Source organism: Streptococcus ratti FA-1 = DSM 20564 (assembly GCF_000286075.1).
Classification (GTDB): Bacteria; Bacillota; Bacilli; order Lactobacillales; family Streptococcaceae; genus Streptococcus; species Streptococcus ratti.
In genome coordinates, this window is record NZ_AJTZ01000005.1 from 220,731 (window position 1) to 246,779 (window position 26,049).

A 26,049-nucleotide genomic window follows, 5' to 3' on the forward strand; every position below is an offset into this window, starting at 1 on the left:
AAAGCTGTTATTAAATTAGAAGTAGAATAAAGAGGTGAACTATGGTTACAGAACTACCGAAAGTAAGAATTTCAGATCCTAATGGGATTGTTTATCAGGATGACTTTTTAGGTGTTGATTTTGCCTTGATTCCAACTGGAGGTAAGACAACGGCTCATGCGCCAGCTTTGATTGAAACACAAGATGGCGGTCTCTTGTGTGCTTGGTTTGCAGGTTCATTTGAAGGCAGCGGTGATATTTCCATTGCTGTTTCCAAGCTCGATCCAGAAAAGCAGGTTTGGTCTATTCCCCAAATTGTCTCCAAAGGTAAAGACAGAAGTGAACAAAACCCTGCCTTTTTCCGTGCTCCTGACGGGCAGATTTGGCTGATTTATACTTCTCAGCTGAGCCGTCAGGAAGGCAAAGATAACATGCAGTTTACCTCTGTAATTATGGTCCAAAAATCAAGCGATGAAGGTCAGACATGGGGAGAGCCGCAGATTCTTTTTCCAGAAGAAGGCACTTTCTCACGCCAGGCAATTCAAGTTTTGAGTAACGGCCGCTGGATTTTTGCAACTTGGCTTTGTGAAGATTCAGCTGAAGGCTTGACCAATGACCCTACAGAATTTCGAGTGTCTGATGATGCTGGACAAACATGGAAGCGTGTCCGTATGCCGGACAGCAACGGTCGGGTGCACGCTAATGTGATTGAGGTTGAGGCAGGGCATTTAGTGGCTTTTATGCGCAGCCGTTTTGCAGATAATGTTTATATCAGTGAGTCTTACGATTTCGGTGATAGTTGGACAATTCCGCAAAAAACAGTCTTACCCAATAATAATGCCAGCATCAGCGCTATTAAGCTCCAGTCAGGCGACATTGCTCTAGCTTACAATGTCAACGCTGCTCGTCATCCGGAATTCGGCAAGGTAGCATGGCCTGGTTTGCGCAATCCGGTTGCCGTTTCGATCTCAGAAGATTTTGGAAAAACTTGGCCTATCGGCCGCATTTTAGAACCAGCTGAAGGGTTTATTGGAACAGAAAATAAAACTAACAACGCTCAATATGAATATCCAACTCTTTATCAAACTAAAGATGGATTGTTGCATCTCGTTTATGCCTATAGGAACAGGCTTTGTGTCAAATATGTGCGTTTTTCACCGGCAGATGTTTTCGGTGAGAAAAGAGAAGCAGATGATGTTTATAATCCGACTTCAGGTGAAGGAGTTAAAAATTAAAAACTGTTAGCTTTTCAGATCTGCTGAAATAAAACAATTTACGGTTTTCATTATTGAAAAGGCTTTTATTTATGGTATAATGAAAGTTATCAAGGGAGTAGCTAGCGGTTTTGCCGTGATGTTGTCGTCAATCCGAAACTGTTTTCCGGCAACATATTAAATAGCGAGACTTGTTTATTAAATAAACAGGTCTTTTTCTTTTAAAGACCAAGAAGGAGAATAATTTTGTCGAAAAAACAAAGAAAAGAAGCTTTCTATGTCCAAGACGAAGAGACTGTCTTATCCAGTTTAGAGACTTCTAAAAAGGGTCTGACGACTGCTGAGGCTAAACAGCGCTTGGCTGATTACGGACACAATGAATTGGATGAGGACGAAAAGCGTTCGATATTTGCTAAGTTCATGGACCAATTCAAAGACTTAATGATTATCATTTTGCTTGTGGCTGCTGTGCTTTCAGTGATTACGGAAGGGATGGAAGGACTGACAGATGCTATCATTATCCTTGTAGTTGTTGTCCTTAATGCAGCTTTTGGGGTCTATCAAGAAGGGCAGGCAGAAGCAGCTATCGAAGCTCTCAAATCTATGTCCAGTCCTCTGGCGCGTGTCCGCCGCGACGGACATGTAACTGAGGTTGATTCCAAGGACTTGGTTCCTGGTGATGTTGTTCTACTGGAAGCAGGTGATGTTGTACCGGCTGATATGCGACTGCTGGAAGCAGCTTCGCTGAAAATTGAAGAAGCGGCCCTAACCGGTGAATCTGTCCCTGTTGAAAAAGATTTAACTGCTGAAATTGCTGAAGATGCTGGTATTGGCGACCGTTTAAATATGGCCTACCAAAATTCTAATGTTACTTACGGCCGCGGTATGGGTGTGGTTACCAACACTGGGATGTTTACCGAAGTCGGTCACATTGCTGGTATGCTTGCCAATGCTGATGAAACTGATACACCGCTGAAGCAAAACCTCAATCAGCTGTCCAAAGTCCTCACTTATTTGGTTGTGGCAATTGCGATCATTACTTTTATTGTTGGTGTCTTTGTCCGCAATGAACCCCCACTTAAAGGTTTGATGACTGCGGTTGCTCTGGCCGTAGCTGCTATTCCTGAAGGACTTCCGGCGATTGTTACTGTTGTGCTTTCTCTAGGAACCCAAACGCTGGCTAAACGCAAGTCTATTGTACGTAAGCTTCCGGCTGTTGAGACTCTTGGCTCAACTGAAATCATTGCTTCCGATAAGACCGGTACTCTGACTATGAACCAGATGACGGTTGAAAAACTTTACTACAGCGGTCAGCTGGCAGATGCTAATGATGATATTGATGTTAATAATATGGCGCTGCGGGTCATGAATTTTGCCAACGACAGCAAACTTGATGTCACTGGAAAATTGCTGGGCGACCCTACGGAAACAGCCCTTGTGCAGTACGGTTTGGATCATAATTTTGATATTCGTGACGTTCTCAAGGAAGAGCCGCGTGTGGCAGAGCTGCCCTTTGATTCTGACCGCAAACTCATGTCAACCATTCACAAGTTAGATCAAAGTAAATATCTCGTTGCGGTAAAAGGAGCGCCCGATCAGCTGCTCAAACGTATCACACAGATTGAGGAAAACGGGAGTGTCCGTCCCATTACCGAAGACGATAAAAAGACCATTCTGGAAACCAATAAATCGCTGGCTAAACAGGCTCTTCGCGTTCTTATGATGGCCTATAAGTACGAAGATCAAATTCCGACATTAGAAACTGAAATCGTTGAAAACAATCTGATTTTTGCCGGTCTGGTAGGAATGATTGACCCAGAACGTCCGGAAGCTGCCGATGCTGTTCGTGTAGCTAAGGAAGCGGGTATCCGTCCGATTATGATTACAGGGGACCACCAAGATACAGCCGAAGCCATTGCTAAGCGTCTGGGCATCATTGATGATGATGGCATCGATCATGTATTTACAGGCGCAGAGCTCAATGAACTCTCCGATGAGGAGTTTCAAAAAGTCTTCAAGCAATATTCTGTTTATGCGCGTGTATCTCCAGAGCATAAGGTTCGCATTGTTAAAGCATGGCAAAATGAAGGCAAGGTTGTTGCCATGACCGGTGATGGAGTTAATGATGCGCCGTCTCTGAAAACCGCCGATATCGGTATTGGTATGGGAATTACTGGTACTGAAGTGTCTAAGGGGGCTTCTGACATGGTTCTTGCTGATGATAACTTTGCAACCATCATCGTTGCTGTAGAAGAAGGACGTAAGGTCTTCTCCAATATTCAGAAGTCCATTCAGTACTTGCTTTCCGCTAATATGGCCGAAGTCTTTACCATCTTCTTTGCTACCCTGTTTGGCTGGGATGTGCTTGAGCCAGTTCACCTGCTTTGGATCAATCTGGTAACCGATACACTGCCAGCGATTGCGCTTGGTGTTGAACCTGCTGAGCCAGGTGTCATGAAACATAAGCCGCGCGGGCGTAAATCAAGCTTCTTCTCAGGTGGAGTCATGGGAGCAATTCTTTATCAAGGTCTCTTGCAGACACTTCTGGTGCTTGGTGTTTACGGATGGGCTTTGCTTTATCCGGAACACTCAGCCATGCGTGATGTTCATGAAGACGCTTTGACCATGGCCTTTGCTACTCTGGGATTAATCCAGCTGGTTCACGCTTATAATGTTAAGTCTGTTTACCAATCTGTCTTTAAAGTCGGACTGTTCCGCAATAAGCTCTTCAACTGGTCCATTCCTTTGGCCTTCATTATCCTGATGGTTACAATTGTCGTTCCAGGATTCAATAAATTCTTCCACGTAGCGCATTTAAGTGTTACTCAGTGGCTGGCTGTTGTTACAGGAAGCTTGCTCATGCTGGTGATTGTTGAAGTGGTGAAAGCTGTTCAGCGGGCATTAGGACAGGATCAAAAAGCTATTTAAAAAACCTATTTAAGAGGCTGGGACAAAAGTACTCAGCTTCTTTATTAGTGTAGGAATAGTTTACAAAACACAGTGGTTTGGAGAAACTTTGTTGATTTTAGTCAACTTAGAGTTTCCTATGCACAATTGATTAGACACTTTAGTGCCAATCAATCACTGTTGAGTGGGTTCTAATGCGCTGATAAATCAGCTTTTACAACCCTACTCAACTGTGCGGGGGTGAGACGATGAAATCAAGTTTCTGCGAAACTACTGATTTCTGTCCCACTCCCTTTTTATTTTATGAAAATAGACTTTTTCTTTGATTGCAGCCTAAAAGATTCTTATCAGACTGTTATTTTTAGGCCGAATAAGTGTTCTCGTCAACAATTTATGGTAAAATAAGGGTACTTTTATGTAATTTAGAAAGAAACTGATGACCCAAATTTTTGCTCATAGAGGAAGTAAATCCAACCGCCCAGAAAACACTCTGGCTGCTTTTGCTGAGGCGGTGCGTGTTGGCAGTGACGGTATCGAACTTGATGTTCACCGAACCAAAGATAATCATTTGGTTGTTATTCATGATGAGTCTGTTAACCGCACTACAAACGGCCGTGGGCTTGTGCGGCACCTGACCTTACAGCAGCTTAAAACTCTTGATGCCGGATCTTGGTTCCATCCAGCTTATTTCCGTGAAAAGGTGCCAACTTTAGAGGAAGTTTTACAGTTTTTAGAGGAATATCATTTTACGGGTATTCTAAATATTGAACTGAAAACCAACAGATACCCTTATCCTAAGATTGAAAAGCAGATTGCTCAACTAATGCATGCTAAAAAACGTCCCTTTTCTCACATGTATTCCAGTTTCAACTTTCTTAGTCTGCTTTTAATGAAAAAGCATGATCCTAAGGCTGAACGGGCTTATTTGGTAAAACTGAAACCTCTTTATTACTGGCTTGGGAGGAATTTAAATTTTATCGAAACTGTGCATTGCCACCGTTCTTTCTTTTTGGACAAGTCCCAAAAGGGAAAGCAAAAGCCGCTCAGGATTTGGACCATTAATAAAAGCAGTGACATGAAAAAAGCTTATTTGGCTAATGTTAAGGGTATTATTACGGATAAGCCGGAAGAAGCGGTCAGGGTCAGGAAATCGTTATCGATAGCGAAAATAAAGCACAATGAGGATTAAGGAAATTTTTTTCTTTGTTTCAGCGATATTCTGCAATAATTTTAAAGCCTCTTAGGACTGCTCATGTGCAGAGCTCTTTAGCAAGAAGTGTCTTTCTTGATAGGGTTTTGCGTTTTTATAACTCAAAAAGGACTGACAAATTATTTTTGTCAGTCCTTTTTGGCGGGTTGTTTCCATCTTTGATTAAAGATTTTAACTAGCAGTAGCTTCAAAGGTCAAAGATGGTCATGGAGTTAAGAAATTCTGTTGCCAAGTGTTTGTTTTTATATTCTTGAAAAACTGCTAGGTGCTTGACTGCATTGTAGCGTTTACTGAGATTCCAACTGCCGCTAGGGTTATATTCAGGGTGCTGATTGACAAAATCAATGGTCAAATCCCACTCTCGGATATAGCCCAGAGGCCTGGAATGATAAGTGACACCGTCAAGAGTGACATCGCCGAAACTTCTGTGAGCGTGGCCAAAGGCAACGTCTTTAATATTGTGCCGAACAAAAAGGTCGTGGAATTTCTGACTGCCCAAAAAGGCATTAAAAGGTGCAAACCGCGGATGCGTCATAAGAAACTGCTGATGGGGAACAAAGTGCATGGCAACAATCAATTTCTTGTTTTCTAAAGAAGTCAGAGTTTGATTTAGTTTTGTCAAGGATTCTTGGGCGATGGCAGGGTCGTCTTTTAGCCGCTGCAGGCGCCGATCAAACCAAAATATTTTTTTCAGACGCTGAATTTTAGCAGGGTCTTGGCTGGAAAAGGAATAATCATACCAAGCGTGAAGAGCCAGCAAAGAAGCCTCGCCTACCTGATGTGTCTGAAAATCAAAAGTCTGAATATGATATTCATCCAAGTCCAGCATGTCATGATTTCCTAGATTGTAGGTGACTGTCAAATCCTTTTGTAAGTCATCAATAAAAGGAAGGGTGTGGCTGTAAAAATGATTGGAAATATCCCCTGCCAGGTGAAGGTGATCAATATGCTGTGCCTGCAGCAATTGCTTAAGGGTTTTTATTTCAAAGTCTCCAAAATGATTGAGGTCAATATGGAGATCGCTCATAATAGCAAGTTTTGTCATAAGAGTATTGTACCACGATTTTCCAGAAAAGAAGGAACATAAAGATTGCAGCAGTTGCCTTGGACACTTCTATTGATAATATTTTGGCTGTTTAGCAGATTAGGCAGATCTTTTCTTGGGTATTTAAAAGGGCTGATAATGCAGTCTGTTAGTAATTGACAGCGCTGCCAAAAAGCTTTATAATCGTTATGCAGCAGCTGTTTGCTGCAGAAACTTTTAATGATTGTCACCAGCTTCTTTTTGAGGGATTGACACAGCTAAAGGAGATCAAATGAAGGCCTTTTATCAACTACTTAAGGAAAAATTTCCTACCAGAGCAGATATTCTGACAGAAATTATCAATCTGGAAGCCATCTGTCATCTGCCTAAAGGAACCGAGCATTTTGTCAGCGACCTGCACGGTGAATACCCAGCCTTTGATTATATCCTGAGGACATGTTCAGGTTCTGTTAAGTCTAAGATTCAGGAATGCTTTGACCTATATGAGCTATCCGCTATGGATAGTCAAGAATTTTGTTTGTTTGTCTACTATCCCGAACAAAAGATAGCTTTTGATAAGCAAACTCTCTCGCACAATGCCCTGCAAGCAAAGCTGATTGCTTTGGTACCTATTCAGATTCAAGTTCTTAAATACCTCGGCAATAAATACACGCGCTCTAAGGTTCGGAAGAGTCTGCCCGCCAATTTTGCTTATATTATTGAAGAACTCTTGGCAGAAATCGAAAGGAATCCTGATAAAGAGGGTTACTTTGATGCAATTATTGATAAGATTACAGAACTCAATCAGCTGGAAGAGCTCGTCATTGCCCTATCCTATGTTATTCAGCGTTTGGCTGTGGATGTTTTGCATGTTGTCGGTGATATTTATGACCGCGGAAAATACCCTGATATTATTTTAAACCGTTTGGAAAAACTGCCCAACGTTGATATTCAATGGGGCAATCACGATATTACATGGATGGGAGCCGTTTCAGGCTCTTATGCCTGTATGATTAATGTCATTCGCATTGCTGCCAGATACAACAATTTAACCTTGATTGAAGATCGTTACGGAATCAATCTGAGAAAGCTTGTTGACTACAGCCGTAAGTATTATCAGCCTGTATCAGCTTTTGATCCTATTTTGGACGAAGGGGAGTTGTCTCAGGAAGAAAACAACTTGCTGAATGTTGTTCAGCAGGCAACAGCTATTTTGCAGTTTAAACTAGAGAGCCGTTTAATTCACCGGCGGCCGGATTTTCAGCTGGAACACCGTCAGGTTCTGGAAATGATTGATTATGCGCAAAAGACGATTTGTTTAAAAGGCAGAGACTATGCTTTGTCGGATTTTAACAGCGGCCGTATTGCAGCTGAAAACCCTTGTGCGCTGGATGATGAAGAAGAAAAACTTCTCAAGCAGCTGATGCACGCTTTTCAGACATCAGAGTGCTTAAAGCGCCATGTTGATTTTTTGTTTGAAAAAGGATCCATGTATTTGCAATACAACGGCAATCTGCTTTTTCATGGCTGTATTCCTCTGCATGAAAACGGTGATTTTAAATCCTTGAAAATCAAGAACAGAAGCTACTCCGGCAAGGAACTGTTGGATTTTTATGAGAAAGAAATCCGCCAATCTTATCGGCACCCCGATAAGCACGAAGATTTTTCAACGGATCTTTTTTGGTATCTCTGGGTAGGAGAAAATTCTTCTCTTTTCGGGAAAAAAGCCATGACAACCTTTGAGCGTTATTTTATTAAAGATAAGGCCACACATGAGGAAGTCAAAAATCCTTACTACCGGCTGCGAAATAAGGAAAGTGTCTGCCGGGACATTCTGAAAGAATTTGGTCTGAGCGAAGAGGGACATATTATCAACGGTCACACGCCTGTAAAAGAAAAAGACGGGGAAAATCCTGTCAAGGCAGGCGGTAAAATGCTTGTCATCGATGGCGGTTTTGCTAAAGCCTACCAAAAGAAAACAGGACTGGCAGGCTATACCTTGGTTTTTAACAGCTATGGCATGCTGCTGGTGGCCCATCAGCCTTTTACCAATAGTCAGGATGTGCTAATGGGCAATTATGACATTCTTTCAACCAGACGTCTGGTTGAGGAATCCAGCCGTCGTATTTTAGTCAAAGATACCAATATCGGCCATCGTATTTGCGATGAAATCAAGCATTTAGAGTACCTTTATCGTCATTTTGATAAATATTGAAGGGCTAATCTTGCGCATTTTATCTATTGCAGCAATGCTTGTTGGCAGATACAGCAAAGAGACCGGAAACACTTTCCGGTCCTTTTTTAGCTCTAGTTATATTAGCTTGTGACTTGCTCTCTTTTTAAAAATCCTTTAAGATAGACTTATGAATATTAAGGAAGAAATCCAAAGGCTGGCTCGAGAAATCGGGATTTCAAAAATCGGCTTTACGACTGCCGATGATTTTGCTTATTTGGAAAAATCGCTGCGCGCTTCTGTTGAAGAAGGGCGTTCTTCAGGCTTTGAACATAAAAATATTGAGGAGCGGATTAAACCTAAGCTCTCTTTAGCAAGTGCCAAAACAATCATTTCCATCGCTGTGGCTTATCCGCATAAGCTCCCTGTTAAACCGCCCAAAACACAGTATCGGCGAGGCAGAATCACCCCTAACAGCTGGGGCTTGGATTATCATTATGTTCTCCAGGACAAGCTTAAACAGTTGGCCGACGGAATCGAAAGGCTGACTGAAAATTTTGAGTATAAAGGCATGGTTGATACAGGTGCCTTAGTTGATACAGCTGTTGCCAGACGGGCTGGGATAGGCTTTATCGGGAAAAACGGTTTAGTCATTTCCAAGGAATTTGGCTCTTACATGTATCTGGGAGAATTGATTACCAATCTGGAAATCGAACCTGACAGTCCTGTTGATTATGATTGCGGCGATTGCCGCCGCTGCTTGGACGCCTGTCCGACTTCGTGTTTGCTTGGTGATGGAACAATGAATGCCAAACGCTGCCTGTCTTTTCAGACACAGGATAAGGGCATGATGGATCTTGAATTCAGAAAGAAAATTAAGACTGTCATTTATGGCTGCGATATTTGTCAAATCTGCTGTCCTTATAATAAAGGGCTCGATAATCCTTTGGCCAGCGCTATTGATCCTGAACTGGCAGAACCAGAGCTGATTCCTTTTTTAAATTTGTCTAACAGTCAGTTTAAGAAAACATTTGGCATGATTGCCGGTTCCTGGCGCGGAAAAAATATTTTGCAGCGCAATGCCATCATTGCCCTGGCTAATGCCCATGACAAAAACGCTGTTGTCAAACTGCTGGAGATCATTGACAGCAGCCAAAATCCCATTCACGCTGCAACAGCCATCTGGGCCTTGGGCGAAATTGTCAAAAAACCAACAGAGGAGCTGCGGAATTTTATTTTAAGCATTGATTCAGATAATGACGCTATCATAAAAGAACGAGAGGCCGTGATTAATAGATGGCAATTTTAAATGAACTATGTTAGAATAAAACAGATACTGAAAAATGAGGTATGAAATATGGATATGGCAGAAATGCGCCAAAAATTAGCAGAAAACAAAGAAAAGCTGACTGGCTTTCGGAGGTCTCTTTGACTTAGATCGCTTGGAAGAAGAGATTGCACTCTTAGAAAATCGGATGACTGAGCCTGATTTTTGGGATGACAATTTGTCAGCTCAAAAAACTTCACAAGAGTTAAATGACTTAAAACTTAAGTACGACACTTTCCATAACATGGAAAGCCTATCCGATGAAGCTGAAATTTTGTATGAATTGGCAGATGAAGAGCCTTCAATGCAGGCTGACTTGGAAGATAGTTTGGAAAAGCTGGACAAGATGATGTCCAGCTATGAAATGACTCTTCTTTTGTCAGAACCTTACGATGCCAATAATGCTATCTTAGAAATTCATCCGGGTTCCGGCGGTACAGAAGCACAGGACTGGGGAGATATGCTGCTGCGAATGTATACACGCTTTGGCAGCAGCAAACATTTTAAGGTAGAAGTTCTGGATTACCAAGCGGGTGATGAAGCAGGTATCAAGTCTGTAACGCTGTCCTTTGAAGGCCCTAATGCTTACGGCCTTTTGAAGTCAGAGATGGGCGTTCACCGCTTGGTAAGAATTTCGCCCTTTGATTCGGCTAAACGCCGCCATACGTCCTTTGCCTCTGTAGAGGTTATGCCTGAACTTGATGATACGATTGAAGTGGACATCCGAGATGAGGACATCAAGATGGATACATTTCGTTCTGGCGGAGCCGGCGGTCAAAATGTTAACAAAGTTTCGACAGGTGTCCGTCTGACCCATGTACCAACTGGCATTGTAGTAGCTTCAACAGTTGACCGTACGCAGTATGGCAACCGTGACCGGGCTATGAAAATGCTGCAGGCAAAGCTCTATCAGCTGGAGCAGGAAAAGAAAGCTCAGGAAGTAGATGCCCTTAAAGGTGATAAAAAAGAAATCACTTGGGGCAGTCAGATTCGCTCTTATGTTTTCACCCCTTACACTATGGTAAAAGACCATCGCACAGGCTATGAAGTTGCGCAGGTTGACAAGGTTATGGACGGTGATTTGGATGGCTTTATTGATGCCTTCCTCAAATGGCGCATGGAGTAGAAAACTGGTTTTTTACAAAGGAGAGCGATTCTCCAAAGATATTATTAAAGAAAAGGAAACGCAAGACATGGCATTAATTCAAATGAAGGGTGTTACAAAAAAGTATCACCGCAGTACGACTGCCTTGAGAAACATATCAATTTCTGTTGATCAAGGTGAATTTGTCTATCTGGTAGGACCATCAGGTGCAGGGAAGTCAACCCTTATCAGACTGCTTTACCGTGAAGAAAGAACGACTAAGGGGTTGCTTAAGGTTGGCAAATTTAACCTGTCTAAAATGAAAAAGCGAGAAATTCCCATCCTTCGCCGCGGCATCGGTGTTGTCTTTCAGGACTATAAGCTTCTGCCTAATAAAACAGTGTTTGAAAACATTGCTTTTGCCATGGAAGTTATCGGGGAAAAGCCGCGTGTGATTAAAAAACGTGTAGCAGAAGTGCTTGACTTGGTTGGACTCAAGCATAAAATGCGTTCTTTTCCTGATCAGCTCTCAGGCGGGGAACAGCAGCGGGTTGCAATTGCCAGAGCTATTGTCAATAATCCTAAAGTTCTGATTGCCGATGAACCGACAGGAAACCTAGACCCTGAAATTTCATGGGAAATTATGCAGTTGCTTGAACGTATCAATCTTCAAGGGACTACTGTTTTGATGGCAACCCATAACCGCCAGATTGTAGATACACTTCGCCACCGTGTGGTTGCCATTGAAGACGGCCGCATTGTTCGCGACGAAGAGGAAGGAGTTTACGGATACAATGATTAGAAGATTTTTCCGTCACTTATGGCAGTCCATTAAAAATATCAAGCGCAATGGCTGGATGTCTATTGCAGCTATCACGTCTGTAGCGATTACCCTGACCTTGGTTGGTATCTTTGCAGCTTTTCTCCTGAATACCGAAAAATTAGCTTCTGGCATTGAAAAAAATGTTCAGATTAACACTTATTTGCAGGTTGATTCTAAAGATAATGTAAAGTCATATGTTGACCCTAACAATTCAAACAAAAAAATTAACAACCCTGATTACCACAAGGTTTATGATCAGATCAAAAAGATTAAAAACGTTAAAAAGATTACCTTTTCAAGCAAGGACGAGCAATTAGAAAAACTGAAGAAAACAATGGGGGATGACTGGACCCTGTTTGACGGGGATTCCAATCCTCTGTACGATGTTTATATCGTGCAGACAACTTCGCCTCGCAAGGTTAAGTCAGTAGCCAAGGCGATTGATAAAATATCAGGCGTTGATTCGGTGGCTTACGGCGGTACTGACACCGACCGCATCTTTGGGTTGGCTAACTTTGTGCGTACCTGGGGACTGGTTGGAACTGGTCTTTTGGTTCTGGTTGCTATCTTCTTGATTTCGAATACGATTCGGATTACCATTCTTTCCCGCCGCAATGAAATTCAAATCATGCGTCTGGTTGGTGCTAAAAATGGCTATATCAGAATGCCTTTCTTCTTTGAAGGAGCCTGGGTCGGTCTTATAGGAGCCATTGTTCCGTCACTGATTGTCGGTTACCTCTATCAGTTTGCTTTTGAACAGTTTAACCCTAATCTGGCCACTCAAAATCTGTCTCTTTATGAGCCTAATCCATTTGTCTTTTATCTCATTGGAGCGATGTTTGTCATCGGTATTATTATCGGTTCTCTTGGTTCTATTCTGTCAATGAGACGCTTCTTGAAGATATAAAAAAGGTACGGAACAGCCTGGGTCAAATGACATTGATATTATTAAAGGGGTCAGCCCTAAAACCGATTTCTGACAAGATTACGGTTTTGGGGCTGACCCCTTTTTCTTCTAGTCTGATAATAAAAGAACAGCAAGTTCATTGGTGCTTTAACTAATTATAACAGGCCTCATGCGGAGTACATCAGCTAAAAGAAAGGATTGAAATTTTTTTCATGCCCAATATGGGTTTCAGGTCCGTGTCCGGGGAAGACCTGAAAGTGATTGGGCAGAGTGAAGAGATTTTCTCGGATACCTTTAATAAGTTCATCAAAATTGCCGGTTGGCAGATCAGTGCGGCCAATCGTTTCTCGAAAAAGAGCATCGCCTGAAAAAACAGCCTGATCGTCATCAAAGATAAAGGAAACACTTCCCCAAGAATGACCCGGCGTTGGGACCACTTTAAAAGTAAAGCCAGACAGCTGATAAATTTTTTCATAATCAAAGTAAAAATCAGCAGGAGCTGCAATAATATCTTCCATATCACTGTGCCGATCCAAGCCCGATAAGTTATCTCGGGGACTGCCCAGCCATGAAGCTTCTTTTTCAGAAATGTAAACAGGCGGGTGATTGAACTGCTGGCGTACCGCATCAAGGCTCATAATGTGATCGTAATGAGCGTGCGTCAATAAAACAGCAGCAAGAGGCTTATTGATGCTCTTTATTTGCTTAAGAATTTCATCGGTGTTGCTTCCTGGGTCAATGACAAGAACAGCTTGGTCATTAACCAGATAATAAGTGTTTTCAAGTGCAGCGTCATTTAATGTCTTCAAAATTTTCATACTTTTAGTTTAACAAAAATGTCTTTCTTTTGAAATTAAAAAGAAAGAAACTGAAGAATATTTTCCATTGACTTTCTGCAGTGTCCTGTTTATACTGCTAGCATAAGAAAAATGGAGGTTATTTATGACAAAAGTTGCTATTGTTACTGGTGCAGGACAAGGAATCGGTCTTGCTATTGCCAAACGTCTTTACAAGGATGGTTTTAAAGTGGCTATTCTTGATTATAATACTCAGGCAGCTCAAGATGCGGCTGCTGGTCTTTCAGAAACTGATGCTTTTGCTGTAACAGTAGATGTGTCTAAACGCGAAGATGTTTTTGCAGCCTTTGATAGGGTTGTTGAAAAATTTGGAGATTTGACAGTTGTTGTTAATAATGCCGGCCTTGGTCCGACTACTCCGGTTGAAACAATTACTGAGGAGCAGTTTAAGCAGGTCTACGGTGTCAATGTCGGCGGTGTTATCTGGGGAATTCAGGCAGCTCAAAAACATTTTAAAGCGTTGGGGCATGGCGGAAAAATTATTAATGCAACTTCTCAGGCAGGCGTGGTCGGCAATCCGGAATTAACGCTTTATTCAGGGACTAAATTTGCTGTGCGCGGCATCACACAGGTAACAGCGCGTGATTTGGCTAAGGATGGCATTACTGTCAATGCCTTTGCACCCGGAATTGTCAAAACACCGATGATGTATGACATTGCTCACAGAGTGGGCAAAAATGCTGGCAAAGATGATGAATGGGGCATGCAGCAGTTTGCCAAAGATATCACTTTGCAGCGTTTATCGGAGCCAGAGGATGTAGCTAATGTTGTTGCATTTTTGGCAGGACCTGATTCGGATTATGTTACTGGTCAGACCCTGCTTGTTGACGGCGGCATGCAGTTTCATTAAAATTAAAGGCTCAAATACTGAAGCCCAAGTTGGAGAAAGAAGCTATGCCTTATTTTCTTCAGCTTTTTTTGCTGGAAAAATAAATGTCGGTAAATAATCAGAAAATTTTGTCATTTTTCTAGAATTCTCTGAAAAATTATGCTAGACTAAAAAAGTAAAAACTAGAAAGAAGAAACACTTATGGATAGAAAAATGAATTTTATCATGATTTCCCCCCATTTTCCGGCTAATTTTGAAACCTTTGCCCATCGTTTGTATGAAAATGGCATCAATACTTTAGGAATTGCTGACAGTCCCTATGAAGAACTGAGTCAGGGACTGCGCGATCATTTGACAGAATACTACCGTGTGGATAATATGGAAGACTACGATCAAGTTTACCGCGCAGTGGCTTATTTTGCCCATAAGTATGGAAGAATTGATCGTATCGAGTCCCATAATGAATACTGGCTGGAATTGGATGCACATTTGCGGACGGATTTCAACGTTTTTGGCTATAAAAATGAAGATATGCTCTCCATCAAGACCAAGTCACAGATGAAGGAAATCTTCCGTAAAACAGGGCTCAAGGTTGCTCGCGGACGCGTCTTTACCAGTGCTGACGATGCCAGAGCTCTGACTGAAGAACTTGGATTTCCGGTCATTATCAAACCAAATTCCGGTGTTGGAGCTTCTGACACCTATAAGATTAAATCTGAGCAAGAATTGGAAGACTTTTTTGGCTATTGCAATCCCCAAGTGGAATACATCATGGAAGAATTCATTGATGGGGATATTGTGACCTTTGATGGCCTGACTGACCATGAAGGCAATATTGTTTTTTATTCCAGCTTAGAGTATTCGGAAGCCGTTCTTGATACGGTGGAAAAAGACAGCGATATGTTTTATTATGTACCGCGGGATATTGCACCTGAACTTATTGAACTAGGCAAGAAGTGTGTGCAGGCTTTTAATGTCAAAGAACGTTTCTTCCATTTTGAATTTTTCCGCATTAAAAAGACCAAAGACCTGATGGCGCTGGAAGTGAACTGCCGTCCGCCAGGAGGCTTGACCATTGACATGTGGAATTATGCAGATGATTTTGATATTTTTGATCAATATGCTAGGGTGGTTAAAGACAACCAATTTACAGCAGATGTACAGCATCGCTATAATGTCGTTTATATTTCGCGTAAGGCCAATAAGAATTATGCTCATAGCATAGCAGACATTGAAGCCAAATACGGGCACCATATCATTGATATCGAATCTGTTCCCGGCATATTTGCAAAAATTATGGGGGAAGTTGGGATTTTGGCTCGGACTGAAACCATGGATGAGCTGCGTGAGATCGTCCAATTTGCTCAGGCAAAACAATGAGTGTGCTGCTCAGCAGAGCTGAAAAATAATTTACATAGAACTTAGAAAGATAAAGATATTCTTTGTGCGCTGGCACTGGCATCTGTTTTTCAATTTCTATGGTTCGGTAAGTCATATTTGGTATTTTAGAAAGGAAGAGAGCAGGCACAAAACATGTGTTTAGCTGCTCGCAAGATCTTATATATGCATTTTGAGAGAAGAAGCCAATGGTCGGGAGAACTCGGCCGTGAAATGTACTTTAATGTTTACGGCCATGCCGGAAAGCCTGTCATTGTTTTTCCATCGTCAGGCGGCAGTCAGAATGAATACGGTGATTTTGGCATGATCGAGGCCTGCCAGGATTTTATCAACCGCGGTCTGGTCAAATTTTACACACCCGATTCGTTGGATAAAGAGTCCTGGCTGGCTCAAGGGAAGTCAGGCCATGATATGGCGCTTGCCCATGAGGCCTATGACCGCTATATTATCCATGAATTGGTGCCGCTGATTCGCTATGAATCCAATTGGGATGGCGGCATGATAGCTACCGGCTGTTCGATGGGGGCTTTTCACACTGTGAACTTTGCCCTGCGCCATCCGGATTTGTTTGATGCTGCTATCGCCTTGTCCGGTGTTTATGATGCACGCTTTTTCACCGGTGATTTTGCTGGAGATCTAGCTGTGTATTACAATTCTCCTATTGATTATCTCTGGAATCAAAATGACCCCTGGTTCTTAGACCAATACCGCCGCAATCGTTTTATCGTGGCTGTCGGTCAGGGGGCTTGGGAAGAGCCGCATGTGATTGACACGATTCGTCTGCAGGAAGCATTTGAAGCTAAGTCAATCCCAGCCTGGTTTGATTTCTGGGGACACGATGTTGCCCATGATTGGAATTGGTGGCGCGTGCAGATGCCGTATTTCTTAGGAAAATTGGAAGAAGAAGGGCGGATTTGATAAAAAATAGCTCTTGACTTGTGTTTTAATTCAAATTATAATAGAAGTATCTTTTTTATTCGTTTTAAAGCAAATATTTTTGCTGTTTATTTCTAATTAAGAGCAATACAAATCAATTTGTTTTTTTTAAAAATGAATATTATAAAGAAGGTTGTAATCAAGTTTTGCTTGATTAATAAACCAAAATAGGGAAAGGAGACTACAAGAATTTTTTATAATTGGAAATCATCATTTTATAACTAATGCTGTTTGTATAAACACATTATAATTTGAAAATTTAAAAAAATATTAAGGAGATTATATTATGTCTAATTATTCAATTAAAGAAAACGAAATTATTGATACACAAACTAAGAGTATGAAAAAAATCGTTCATGATTGGGAGGGCGAAGATGATAGTTGGGGGGTTACTGTCATAAAGGACAACGGACACAGACTTCATGAGTTTACCAATGTGCGTGATATTAACATTCTGTGTTGCTGCTGTGCAAAAGGTGGAACAGGTTCCTTGAATTAAGTAGTATGGATAAGTTTAGAATAAAATCGTTTTTACTATATGATATTAATCAACATGAGACAGTAGTACAGACAAATGCTTCGATATCTATTTTAAAAAGTCAACGGATGATTAACTTTTTAAAATCAATTGAAGACTCACATTTTATTACGGAGCAAGATATACTTGCTGTGTTTGAAGAAAAGTATGAATCCGCTCTTCATTTTTTAAAATCTCAGGCTATTTTGACAGAAGATATTGATTTAAATTTCTCGGTTCAAAAAATTTATTTTTTGTATAATGGGAGCTTAAATGAGCAATTTATCCCCAGTACTTTTGATAATATTCTTATAGAAATTAAAAAATTAGAAGAAGTAAAATTTGAAAGTTTGGCTGAGAACTCTCTTGTCATATTAATGTTGAATTCTTATCATACCAAATACGTTAAACAACTGTATAATACTATTAATAATAAGCAAAATATTTATCTATTAAGTGTTTTTTATTATGGATTTAATTATTATATTGATAACCTTTATCATTCTGATTGGGTTGTTCCGACACACTTTGATCACATTGGTATCATAAAAACAACCTTACCTGATACAGAGGAGCATTTATCCTACAATTCACTTGTGGAGGCTATTCTTGAAAAAGAGCCTTACTTTAGCAATGAGAGAAATCTCAATGATATGGAACAAATTTTTCTAATCAATACAGTAATGGTCAGAATCTATGAATTATTTTCTATTGATGATAAAGAAGTACTGAGTCAGTCCAGTTTATTGGAAACAGTTGAGATTAATTTATCAAATCGAAAAATATCCAAAGATTCAGCCATATTTTGGGAGCTTCTAGAATGACAGATGATATCAATAAATACTATTATGACAATTCAATCGGTAAGCAATATCAAAATGAAAAAGATATTGCTTTAATGCGTGATATTAATAAATTTCACCAGAAGTCAGTCTTTATTAGTCCACAACATAATCAAAAAAGGTATTTGAATCCTCTTTTAGAATCTTATCTCATTGAAATTGAAAAGAAAATACCTAAGATTGAAATATACGAGGATGCTATTGCACTTGATAATGTTGTTATTGATAACAAAGGTTCTCTACGTCAATTCAATGCTAATTTAAATCTCCAAGAAATAAGCTATGTTCTGAATCACTCTTTTGGGATTGATAAAAGCAATTTGCATAGGAAGTTTCCTTCTGCAGGAGGCTTGTATCCTGTTTATCCTATTTTTATACAGCTTCAGGATAATGAATATGACAGCAGATTAGCCAGAGGTTACTACTATTTTGATAGTATCCAAAATAAATTATTGAAATTAGGAAGTCTTGATAAACAAGTTATGGGTAGATCTATTGAATTTGCTTTAGGAACTGATGAATTATCCATGTCTCCTCAATTGATTGTTTATGTGGGGGATTTAGAGAAGGTCGTTTCAAAATATCATTATCTAGGTTACAAACATTTATTTATAGAAACAGGCATGATGGCACAATGTTTAAGAGAGGCTCTATCTTTAATACCTTCTGCTGGTGATCTTTCTATTTCAGGTTTTAGACATAATCTTTTAGCCAAACATTTGAACTTATCCTTAAGTACTAACTTAATATCAATGGTTCAATGGATAGGGAAAAAGTATGAAGAATAACTTTTGTCACCTTTCACGGAAACCTCTATTTCTGGATTATTATCTTTCATCAATAAAACCTGGGAGGATTTCGTATCAAAACAATGTTGGTCCCTCAGGCGGAAATGCTATTGATAAAAAGGCTGATTTATCTATGCTGAAATCTTTCTCTGAATCTTTAGATCGCAGATCATCTATCTTTTGGTATAATAATAAGGAAAGTGTTAAAGCTTATGATATAGTAACAAACTCCTTATGCGAAATAAAAAAAGAACAGTTTTCCTTAAGTAATAACCCAAACTCTTATAAAGACACAACTGGAACAGCTGTACATATAGATGGTAATTTGGCAGTATATAACTCTTTACAGGAGTTATTCCAGAAAAACGCCTTGGCTTTGATGTGGTACTCACGACGCTTATATAGGAGAAAGTTTAAAGGATTTGATTTGTTAGTAAATACTGATTTTTTTCCTATGTATCATACTTTGATATTGGTAGATTTAGATGGTAGAAGTTGTTTCGGCATGGGAAGTTCGGTAGACTTTGAGATAGCTAGCCAAAAGGCCTTTGAAGAAGCCTTGTTATTATTATATGAAAACGCACATACTGAATTTCTTTTCCATGGGAGAAATAGATTAACTTATCAGCTTACTGATGAAAAGCAAAAATCCTATTTCAACAGTTTGCTTGAAGACGCTAATGAGTATTCGTTCAAGAAGATAAATAAAAGGGAAGAAGATTATTGGCTTAATGAATTTGTTCCTCATTGGGTTCGTCATATCTATGTCTCACTGTTACCTAATGAATATAATACTCTGTTCAAAGTTGTTAGACTCTACTCACCAGATTTATTTGCTTCACTTCCTTATAAAGCTGTTGTATTGGCAGCAAAGAACAAGGGAATTTTGAGATTTATTAATAAAGAGGAGCTTATTTCAGTTCCCAATATACCAAATTTGTAATGGAGAAAAAATGAAACATATTTTATCTGGAACTCATCATCAATTATATACAAATAAACTATTATTTAAAAAAGAATATCTAGCAAAATGGAGCACGAACATTTTAGGAAGTCAAGGAGTTGGCAAGTCTAGTCAAAAAGTTGATGCTGTCAGGAAAGCTTTTGGTGAAAATTTTGAAAGAAGAGAACTGTTTAGCTGGATTAATGTTTTAAAGCAGTCTGGGGTAGTTACTTTTTTTAATAATAGATTTTCTTTTGAACAGGCTCCTAACTTTCAATTGTTAATAGGTAACCTTAATAAGGATACTTCTGGAGTGGCCGCGGGGAGTCACTCTGCAATGGCGATAGAGCATGCTTTTTATGAGTTTATTGAACGGCAGAGTTTTGTTTATAGTTTTGTGACACAGTCTGCTGGTATAACCCTTAGTCATCTTGTTAAAGAAAGTAGTGATTTTAAGTTAATAAATAAAGGAAACTATTATGTTAATGATATTAGTATTGTTCCTAATATCTCAGTTGTTATTTTTATTTATTGGACGAATAAACATTTTTCTATGGGCTTAGGCTGTCACAAAAATCAATATGAAGCATTTTTAAAGGCGTTCAAGGAAGCTTCTGGATTTGGGAATCATTTATTTCCAAATGTTGAAAAGGAAAAGATTTCTTTTACAGACTTTATTTCGGGGCAGGAGTATACCCACAATGCATATACGGATTATTTTGAAAAGCACGTCTCTTTAAAGTTATTGCTGGAAACCTATAACTATTTAAAAGCAGCTGAGAGTCTTGATAATTGGATACTGAGAGATAGAACTTTTTCAATAGACGATTTCTTAATAGCTTCTAATCATCTCAATATTCCCATAAGTCTTCAATTGCAAGAAACAGCCTCAGCAATGAATTATTGTAAGTTGGTCAGAGTCTATTCTACTGAAGGCTTTCCTTCAATTGATAATACAAAAATAGACCCCAAAAATTATAAAATTTCTTATTACAAAGATAAAAATCAGTCTTTTCCAAATGAGAAAAAGTATCTGCCTTTTCCATAATTTTCAGTATTAATATAACTTGGAGGTAACCATCGGTCATGTTAAAAAAATTATTGGCACTGTTTAGATTTCAGCTAAATATAACTCTGTCCAATAAATTCTTTTTGGTCTATACTTTGCTTTTGCCGGCTGTCAATTTGTTTGTTGCTTTGGACAAAAGAGAAACGGCCTTACATGCTCAAGAGAAACTTGTTTTGTTAACCCCCTATATTTCTTATATTATTGTTATAGCTATGTTATTTGGCTGGGCAGGAAATATCGTTTCTCTAAGAGAAAATAACTACCTCAAAGTTTTTTCTAGCCTAACGGGTTCAAAATTTTATGTTTTTACTGTCAATTTGCTAGTTAACTTTTTTTTAGCAATCGTACAGGTCAATATTCTGCTCCTGATTTTTGAATGTATCAATAGAAGTATTGATTTAAAATTATTTTTATTTTTTAATACTTTAACTGTTTTGGGAGTAGCTGTTTGCTTTTTTGCTTTTGCTGTCTTTTTAAAATTCTCGGTAAATGCAATAACCTTACAGGCTGTCTTAATGTCTTATCTGCTGATTTCTTTACTGTCATTGGAATACGTCCCTGAAAATGCCATTCTGAAAGGAGCGTTTCATTTTGTCAACCTCTTTTCTCTGGTTAATGAGATTGGCTTAGTGGTAGGTGGTAAGCTTACGACTGTAACTCCGCTATGCGTGCCGGTAGTCGTGTGGTTTATTGTAGGCACTTATTGTCTGAAAAAGTCATCAGTATTTTCAATAAAAGATAGGAATTAACATGCATATAGAAAATTTTGATTTAAAAATAAACCAGGAACTCTTATTGGATAATGCCAGCATGTCGTTTGAAACTAAGAAATTAAATCTTATTATCGGCAGAAATGGTGTTGGAAAGACATTGTTATTGGACTTGATCTCTGATTTAGATCATAATCGGCCTAAAAACTTTCACGGTTTTCCTGAAAGCAGCCGGATAATTTATCACAGTCAGGGTCTGCCTTTTATTGCAGAAGCCACTGTAAAAGATACGATAGCCTTGATTGGCGATCTGTCCAAAGACAGTGCAGTCACAATGGACTATCTTCCTCAAAAAATTAGAAATAATTTGGATAAACCTTTTGGTGCTTTGTCTATGGGGGAGCGTAGATACCTGACCATCTGGTTATTTTTGCAGATTGAGAGAGATTTGTATATTTTCGATGAACCCTTTGCTAATTTAGACTTGGGTGTTATTTCTGATATCTTAAATCTCTTTTACGATAAACTGAACCAAGGAAAGCAGATGATACTCACCTCTCATCAATTTGATTTTTTAATTCCTGAAAAAACACACATCATTTTTATTGAGGAGAGACAGGTCAGATTTAATGATAGTCTGACAGCTTTTTTAGATCATTATCAGTCATTTGGTCAGGCCTTTGATATATAATAATCTTTCAGGCTGATTTTTTCGAATCGTTTTTAAAATCATAGAAAAACATGACAGACTGCTGTGATTCATTAGCAGCCTGTCATGTTTTTTATGTTATTTATTCTGTTAGGGTAAATTTTAAAAATTCAATAAAGTGATCTGCCCAATATTTTTCATGGTGAATTTCATTAGCCATAATATGCAAATCAATATTTTCCATAGGAAGTCCTGTGCCTAGGAGAGACTGATAGTAGTGGAGGGTGCAGTCAATATAGGCCTGATTCATATTTGGAGCAAAGGCTTCGTCTACCTCATCGCCTTCTTTGGTGCCAACCTGGATAAAGACTTTGCTGTTCTTATCCAGAGGATGGTGATCGCAAAAGCGCAGGAAATCACGTTCGCTGAACCAGGAAGCTAAGGAAAAGACACCTAAATTACCGAAGATGTCAGGATAGGCTGCTCCCATGTAGGCAGTGATAATGCCGCCCATAGACGAGCCAGCCAGCAAAGTGTTTTGGCGGTCAGGTTTTGTTCTGTAATTGTCATCAATAAAGGGCTTAACTGTATGGACTAGCCAGTCGCCATAAGCCATACCATCACCGCCGACGCTGGCAGTTTCAGGTGTCGTCCCAACATCGGTCATCCAGGGAGCATATTCATTGAGGCGGTTGTCACCAGCATTGTCAATACCAACAATAATTAACTTAGGCAATTCCTTGTGCTGCTTGATGGTCGGAATGATTTTCCAAGAGTAGCCTGAAAAAGATTCCTTGCTGTAAAAGATGTTTTGGCCGTCATGCATGTAAAGAACAGGATATGAAGCCCAATCTTCCTTATCATAGTCCTTGGGCAGAAGCACACGAACGCGCCTTTTTTCATTGTAATAAGGGACATCAAGATAATGCTCCATCATTTCAAGATAGTAGTTGTTCAGCTTGGTTTTCTTTTTCACAGCAGTCTCCCTTGCAAAATAGAATTAAGGCTATTATAACATAGAAAATTTTGAAAAAATAGCTGGAATTTTTGACAAATTCTGCAGAGCTCTTGTTCCTGCATTTGAGAAGGAAGGATAAGCCATCTTTTTCCCTTTAAATATGGTATAATTTTAATGTTATGACAGAACGTAATTCAAGAAAGTATGCTGTGGTAGATTTGGAAGCAACAAGTGCCAGCAGCTCAGCTTCTATTATCCAAGTGGGCATTGTCATTATTGAGAATAATCGCATTGTACAGACCTATGCGACGGATGTCAACCCTCACGAGAAGCTTTCTCAGGCCATTGTCAGCTTGACGGGTATTACTGATAGCCGCTTACAAAAGGCTCCCGATTTTTCTGAAGTAGCTGCTGATATTTATGAACTCATTGCTGACAGTATTTTTGTTGCTCATAATGTTAAATTCGATGCCAATCTCTTGGCTGAGCATCTTTTTTTAGAAGGCTATGAACTTTTGAACCCTCGTGTGGATACGGTTGAACTAGCACAGATTTTTTATCCGACTTTTGAAAAATATTCACTGGGCAATCTGACTGAACTTTTAGGAATTGAGCTGTCGGATGCCCATACAGCCATTGCGGACGCTAAAGCTACCGCAGAGCTGTTTTTAAAGCTGAAAAAGAAAATGGCTGCCTTGCCTAGGATAACGCTGGAAAAAATTCTTGTATTTTCTGACAGCCTGCTCTATGAATCCAGGCTGCCAATTGAAGAAGCATTGGAGCTGGCTCCCCTTCATCTGTCAGAAGACTATCAGGAAGCAGCAGGACTTGTCTTAAGAAAAGAGGAGCCTGTGCTGCATGAACGCTGCTTATCTCAAGATTTTGCAGCTAATATCGCTCTTTTGAACCTTGAGGACAGGGCAAAACAGCTTGACTTTGCAAATCTGGTTGCTAAGAGATTTGACGATCCCAGAGCAAGTTTCATCGAAGCGCAGTCTGGTATTGGCAAAACCTATGGCTACCTGCTGCCTTTGCTGAATAATGCTAAAACAGAGCAAATTATTGTCAGTGTTCCGACCAAGGTCCTGCAGGATCAGATTATGGCCAATGAAGCTAAAGCTTTGAGGAACATTTTTCATATTAACTGTCACAGCTTGAAAAGTCCCAAAAACTACCTTAAACTGGACAGTTTTTATGAGAGTTTAGCAAGAAGTGATGACAACCGCCTGCTCAATCGCTATAAAATGCAGCTTTTGGTCTGGCTTTTGGAAACAAGGACCGGTGATCTGGATGAAATCAGACAGAAACAGCGTTATGCCGCTTATTTTGATGAAATTAAGCATGACGGCCGTCTCAGCAGGCACTCGCTTTTTTATGACTGTGACTTCTGGCAAAGAAGCTATCAGAAGGCTCAGAACAGCCGTTTAATTATCACCAATCATGCTTATCTGCTGACACGAATAGAAGATGATCAAGCCTTTGTAGAAAATCAGATTTTAGTCATTGATGAAGCTCAAAAGCTGTTTTTAACCTTGGAACAATTTTCCCAACAGCAGATTAATATGACTAAGATACTGCAAACATTGAGTCAGCTCTTGGAAAAGTCTCGGGATATTTTAGAAAAACGGCTGCTGGAAAGCATCCAATTTGAACTGAACCACCTGCTGACTCTCTTCTATAAACGAAGAAGAAAGCAGCTTAAGGACGAGGATGTCAGCCGTCTGAGGCAGAATCTAAAAGAGATTGATCTGCCGGAATTAGCTGATTTGAAGCAGCTGTTTGCAGATTCTTTTTCTGATTTTTGGTTTGAAGAAGAAGTTTCTCCGGACCATCGGATTGTGCTGCTCAAGTCTGTCCGTTTGGACTTTACAGATTTTACCAGCTTTTTGCCGCCGACTAAAAAAACCTACTTGGTTTCGGCTACTCTTCGCATCAGTCCGCAGGTCAGTCTGGCTAATCTTCTTGGTTTTGCAACCTTTAGTTTCGACAGTGTTCCGGGTGATACCTCTAAGCAGCAGGCTATTTGGATTGATGACAGTATGCCTGATATTGCTGAGCTGACAGACACAGAGTATGAGCGTCTGCTGGCGGAACGTCTGCTGGCTCTAGCCGAGCTTGAGCAGCCCATGCTTGCCCTTTTTAATTCTAGAAAAACCATGTTTGCCGTGTCTGAACGTCTTGATGAAGCGCAGCTGGCTCATTTAGCCCAGGATAAAAACGGCACACCTTTTAATGTCAAGCGGCGTTTTGACCGAGGAGAAGCTAACCTTCTTTTAGGAACCGGCAGTTTTTGGGAAGGGGTTGATTTTGTTGAGCAGGAGCGGCTGATCGAAGTTATTACGCGCCTTCCTTTTGACAATCCCGAAAATATCTTTATTAAAAAGTTAAATCGCAGGCTCAGACAAGAAGGTAAGAATCCTTTTTATGATTATGCTCTGCCCAGTACGATTTTGCGGCTGAGGCAGGCTATCGGCCGTACGAAGCGCAAGAGCCGCCAGCTTTCTGCTATTATTATACTGGACAGCCGCATTATGCGTAAAAGATATGGCAAGACCATTTATGATGCCTTATCTGCACAATTTCCTCTCGTCAATCAGAAGTTCCAAAACATCCTTGATGACATTGCTCATTTTTTAATGTTTTAAGGAAGCAAGAAAAGGGAATCCAGGCAGCTGTTCTTATTCCCAGCTGCTGCGCTAAGCTGTTTATATAAGGAGGCTAAGATTTCTGTCTTGGCCTCCTTTACTCAATTTGACAGAGCCTAATAACAAATTCTATAAAGAACAATGAAACATTTTCCAAGCAAAGAAGTTGAAGACCCTATTTTGCAGCTGTGTGCGGACTTTCAAGAATATTTAAATGGCAGTTGGAAATTTAGAGTCATGTTTGATATAATAAAAAGTAT

22 protein-coding genes are annotated in these 26,049 nt (G+C 39.9%); 19 read left to right on the forward strand and 3 right to left on the reverse strand.

Annotated elements, in window-relative coordinates; all coding sequences use genetic code 11:
• The first annotated feature begins 41 nt into the window (after positions 1–41).
• The 3 genes from SRA_RS03110 to SRA_RS03120 all read left to right on the forward strand — a co-directional run bounded on the left by SRA_RS03110 (position 42) and on the right by SRA_RS03120 (position 5,289).
• Positions 42–1,214: a sialidase family protein gene (locus SRA_RS03110; protein WP_003087554.1), complete on the forward strand. Its 1,173-nt coding sequence runs from the start codon at positions 42–44 to the stop codon at positions 1,212–1,214.
• A gap of 225 nt (positions 1,215–1,439) precedes the next feature.
• On the forward strand, positions 1,440–4,121 hold the full coding sequence (locus SRA_RS03115; RefSeq protein ID WP_003087556.1) for a calcium-translocating P-type ATPase, PMCA-type: 2,682 nt from the start codon (positions 1,440–1,442) through the stop codon (positions 4,119–4,121).
• Positions 4,122–4,536: 415 nt separating this feature from the next.
• The gene (locus SRA_RS03120) at positions 4,537–5,289 is read left to right on the forward strand and encodes a glycerophosphodiester phosphodiesterase (protein WP_003087558.1); all 753 of its coding nucleotides are present in this window, start codon (positions 4,537–4,539) and stop codon (positions 5,287–5,289) included.
• Between the two features lie 208 nt (positions 5,290–5,497).
• On the opposite strand, the gene SRA_RS03125 is transcribed toward SRA_RS03120, so the two are convergent.
• Complete coding sequence (locus SRA_RS03125; protein ID WP_003087560.1) at positions 5,498–6,355, reverse strand: metallophosphoesterase; 858 nt, start codon at positions 6,353–6,355, stop codon at positions 5,498–5,500.
• 271 nt (positions 6,356–6,626) lie between these two features.
• Between SRA_RS03125 and SRA_RS03135 the strand changes: the two genes are divergently transcribed.
• The 5 genes from SRA_RS03135 (at position 6,627) to ftsX (ending at position 12,648) form a co-directional block, all read left to right on the forward strand.
• Positions 6,627–8,549: a fructose-bisphosphatase class III gene (locus tag SRA_RS03135; RefSeq protein ID WP_003087563.1), complete on the forward strand. Its 1,923-nt coding sequence runs from the start codon at positions 6,627–6,629 to the stop codon at positions 8,547–8,549.
• Positions 8,550–8,697: 148 nt separating this feature from the next.
• Positions 8,698–9,816: a tRNA epoxyqueuosine(34) reductase QueG gene (gene queG, locus SRA_RS03140; protein ID WP_003087565.1), complete on the forward strand. Its 1,119-nt coding sequence runs from the start codon at positions 8,698–8,700 to the stop codon at positions 9,814–9,816.
• Between the two features lie 48 nt (positions 9,817–9,864).
• Positions 9,865–10,960, forward strand: a protein-coding gene (gene prfB / locus SRA_RS03145) for a peptide chain release factor 2 (protein ID WP_126417917.1) whose coding sequence is annotated in 2 segments (ribosomal slippage) — positions 9,865–9,936 and positions 9,938–10,960 — 1,095 coding nt in all. Because the reading frame shifts where the segments join, the coding sequence is not laid out codon by codon here.
• Positions 10,961–11,027: 67 nt separating this feature from the next.
• Positions 11,028–11,720, forward strand: coding sequence for a cell division ATP-binding protein FtsE (ftsE, locus tag SRA_RS03150; protein WP_003087568.1), 693 nt, complete (start codon positions 11,028–11,030; stop codon positions 11,718–11,720).
• Positions 11,713–12,648: a permease-like cell division protein FtsX gene (gene ftsX / locus SRA_RS03155; protein ID WP_003087570.1), complete on the forward strand. Its 936-nt coding sequence runs from the start codon at positions 11,713–11,715 to the stop codon at positions 12,646–12,648. The genes ftsE and ftsX overlap by 8 nt, the downstream gene beginning before the upstream one ends.
• Positions 12,649–12,833: 185 nt before the next feature.
• Here the strand turns inward: ftsX and SRA_RS03160 are convergent, their stop codons facing one another.
• Complete coding sequence (locus SRA_RS03160; RefSeq protein ID WP_003087571.1) at positions 12,834–13,466, reverse strand: MBL fold metallo-hydrolase; 633 nt, start codon at positions 13,464–13,466, stop codon at positions 12,834–12,836.
• 124 nt (positions 13,467–13,590) lie between these two features.
• On the opposite strand from SRA_RS03160, the gene SRA_RS03165 reads away from it, so the two are divergent.
• The 10 genes from SRA_RS03165 to SRA_RS03210 all read left to right on the forward strand — a co-directional run bounded on the left by SRA_RS03165 (position 13,591) and on the right by SRA_RS03210 (position 22,228).
• Positions 13,591–14,355 (forward strand): (S)-acetoin forming diacetyl reductase, encoded by a 765-nt coding sequence (locus SRA_RS03165; protein ID WP_003087578.1) that lies wholly within the window; start codon positions 13,591–13,593, stop codon positions 14,353–14,355.
• Between the two features lie 180 nt (positions 14,356–14,535).
• Positions 14,536–15,714, forward strand: coding sequence for an ATP-grasp domain-containing protein (locus SRA_RS03170; protein WP_003087579.1), 1,179 nt, complete (start codon positions 14,536–14,538; stop codon positions 15,712–15,714).
• A gap of 183 nt (positions 15,715–15,897) precedes the next feature.
• On the forward strand, positions 15,898–16,650 hold the full coding sequence (locus SRA_RS03175) for an esterase family protein (protein ID WP_003087581.1): 753 nt from the start codon (positions 15,898–15,900) through the stop codon (positions 16,648–16,650).
• A 304-nt stretch (positions 16,651–16,954) separates the two neighbouring features.
• Positions 16,955–17,167 (forward strand): hypothetical protein, encoded by a 213-nt coding sequence (locus tag SRA_RS03180; protein ID WP_003087583.1) that lies wholly within the window; start codon positions 16,955–16,957, stop codon positions 17,165–17,167.
• A gap of 5 nt (positions 17,168–17,172) precedes the next feature.
• Positions 17,173–18,009 (forward strand): McbB family protein, encoded by an 837-nt coding sequence (locus tag SRA_RS03185; protein ID WP_081498708.1) that lies wholly within the window; start codon positions 17,173–17,175, stop codon positions 18,007–18,009.
• Complete coding sequence (locus tag SRA_RS03190) at positions 18,006–18,815, forward strand: nitroreductase family protein (protein WP_003087585.1); 810 nt, start codon at positions 18,006–18,008, stop codon at positions 18,813–18,815. The genes SRA_RS03185 and SRA_RS03190 overlap by 4 nt, the downstream gene beginning before the upstream one ends.
• Positions 18,805–19,758: a YcaO-like family protein gene (locus tag SRA_RS03195; RefSeq protein ID WP_003087586.1), complete on the forward strand. Its 954-nt coding sequence runs from the start codon at positions 18,805–18,807 to the stop codon at positions 19,756–19,758. The genes SRA_RS03190 and SRA_RS03195 overlap by 11 nt, the downstream gene beginning before the upstream one ends.
• 337 nt (positions 19,759–20,095) lie before the next feature.
• Positions 20,096–20,806 (forward strand): hypothetical protein, encoded by a 711-nt coding sequence (locus tag SRA_RS09915; RefSeq protein WP_236608989.1) that lies wholly within the window; start codon positions 20,096–20,098, stop codon positions 20,804–20,806.
• Between the two features lie 38 nt (positions 20,807–20,844).
• Positions 20,845–21,576 (forward strand): hypothetical protein, encoded by a 732-nt coding sequence (locus tag SRA_RS03205; protein WP_003087589.1) that lies wholly within the window; start codon positions 20,845–20,847, stop codon positions 21,574–21,576.
• A 1-nt stretch (position 21,577) separates the two neighbouring features.
• The gene (locus tag SRA_RS03210) at positions 21,578–22,228 is read left to right on the forward strand and encodes an ATP-binding cassette domain-containing protein (RefSeq protein ID WP_003087590.1); all 651 of its coding nucleotides are present in this window, start codon (positions 21,578–21,580) and stop codon (positions 22,226–22,228) included.
• 100 nt (positions 22,229–22,328) lie between these two features.
• Here SRA_RS03210 and SRA_RS03215 read toward each other — a convergent pair whose 3' ends face one another.
• The gene (locus tag SRA_RS03215) at positions 22,329–23,162 is read right to left on the reverse strand and encodes an alpha/beta hydrolase (protein WP_003087591.1); all 834 of its coding nucleotides are present in this window, start codon (positions 23,160–23,162) and stop codon (positions 22,329–22,331) included.
• Positions 23,163–23,323: 161 nt separating this feature from the next.
• On the opposite strand from SRA_RS03215, the gene SRA_RS03220 reads away from it, so the two are divergent.
• On the forward strand, positions 23,324–25,789 hold the full coding sequence (locus tag SRA_RS03220; RefSeq protein WP_037609247.1) for a bifunctional DnaQ family exonuclease/ATP-dependent helicase: 2,466 nt from the start codon (positions 23,324–23,326) through the stop codon (positions 25,787–25,789).
• The last annotated feature ends 260 nt before the right edge of the window (positions 25,790–26,049 follow it).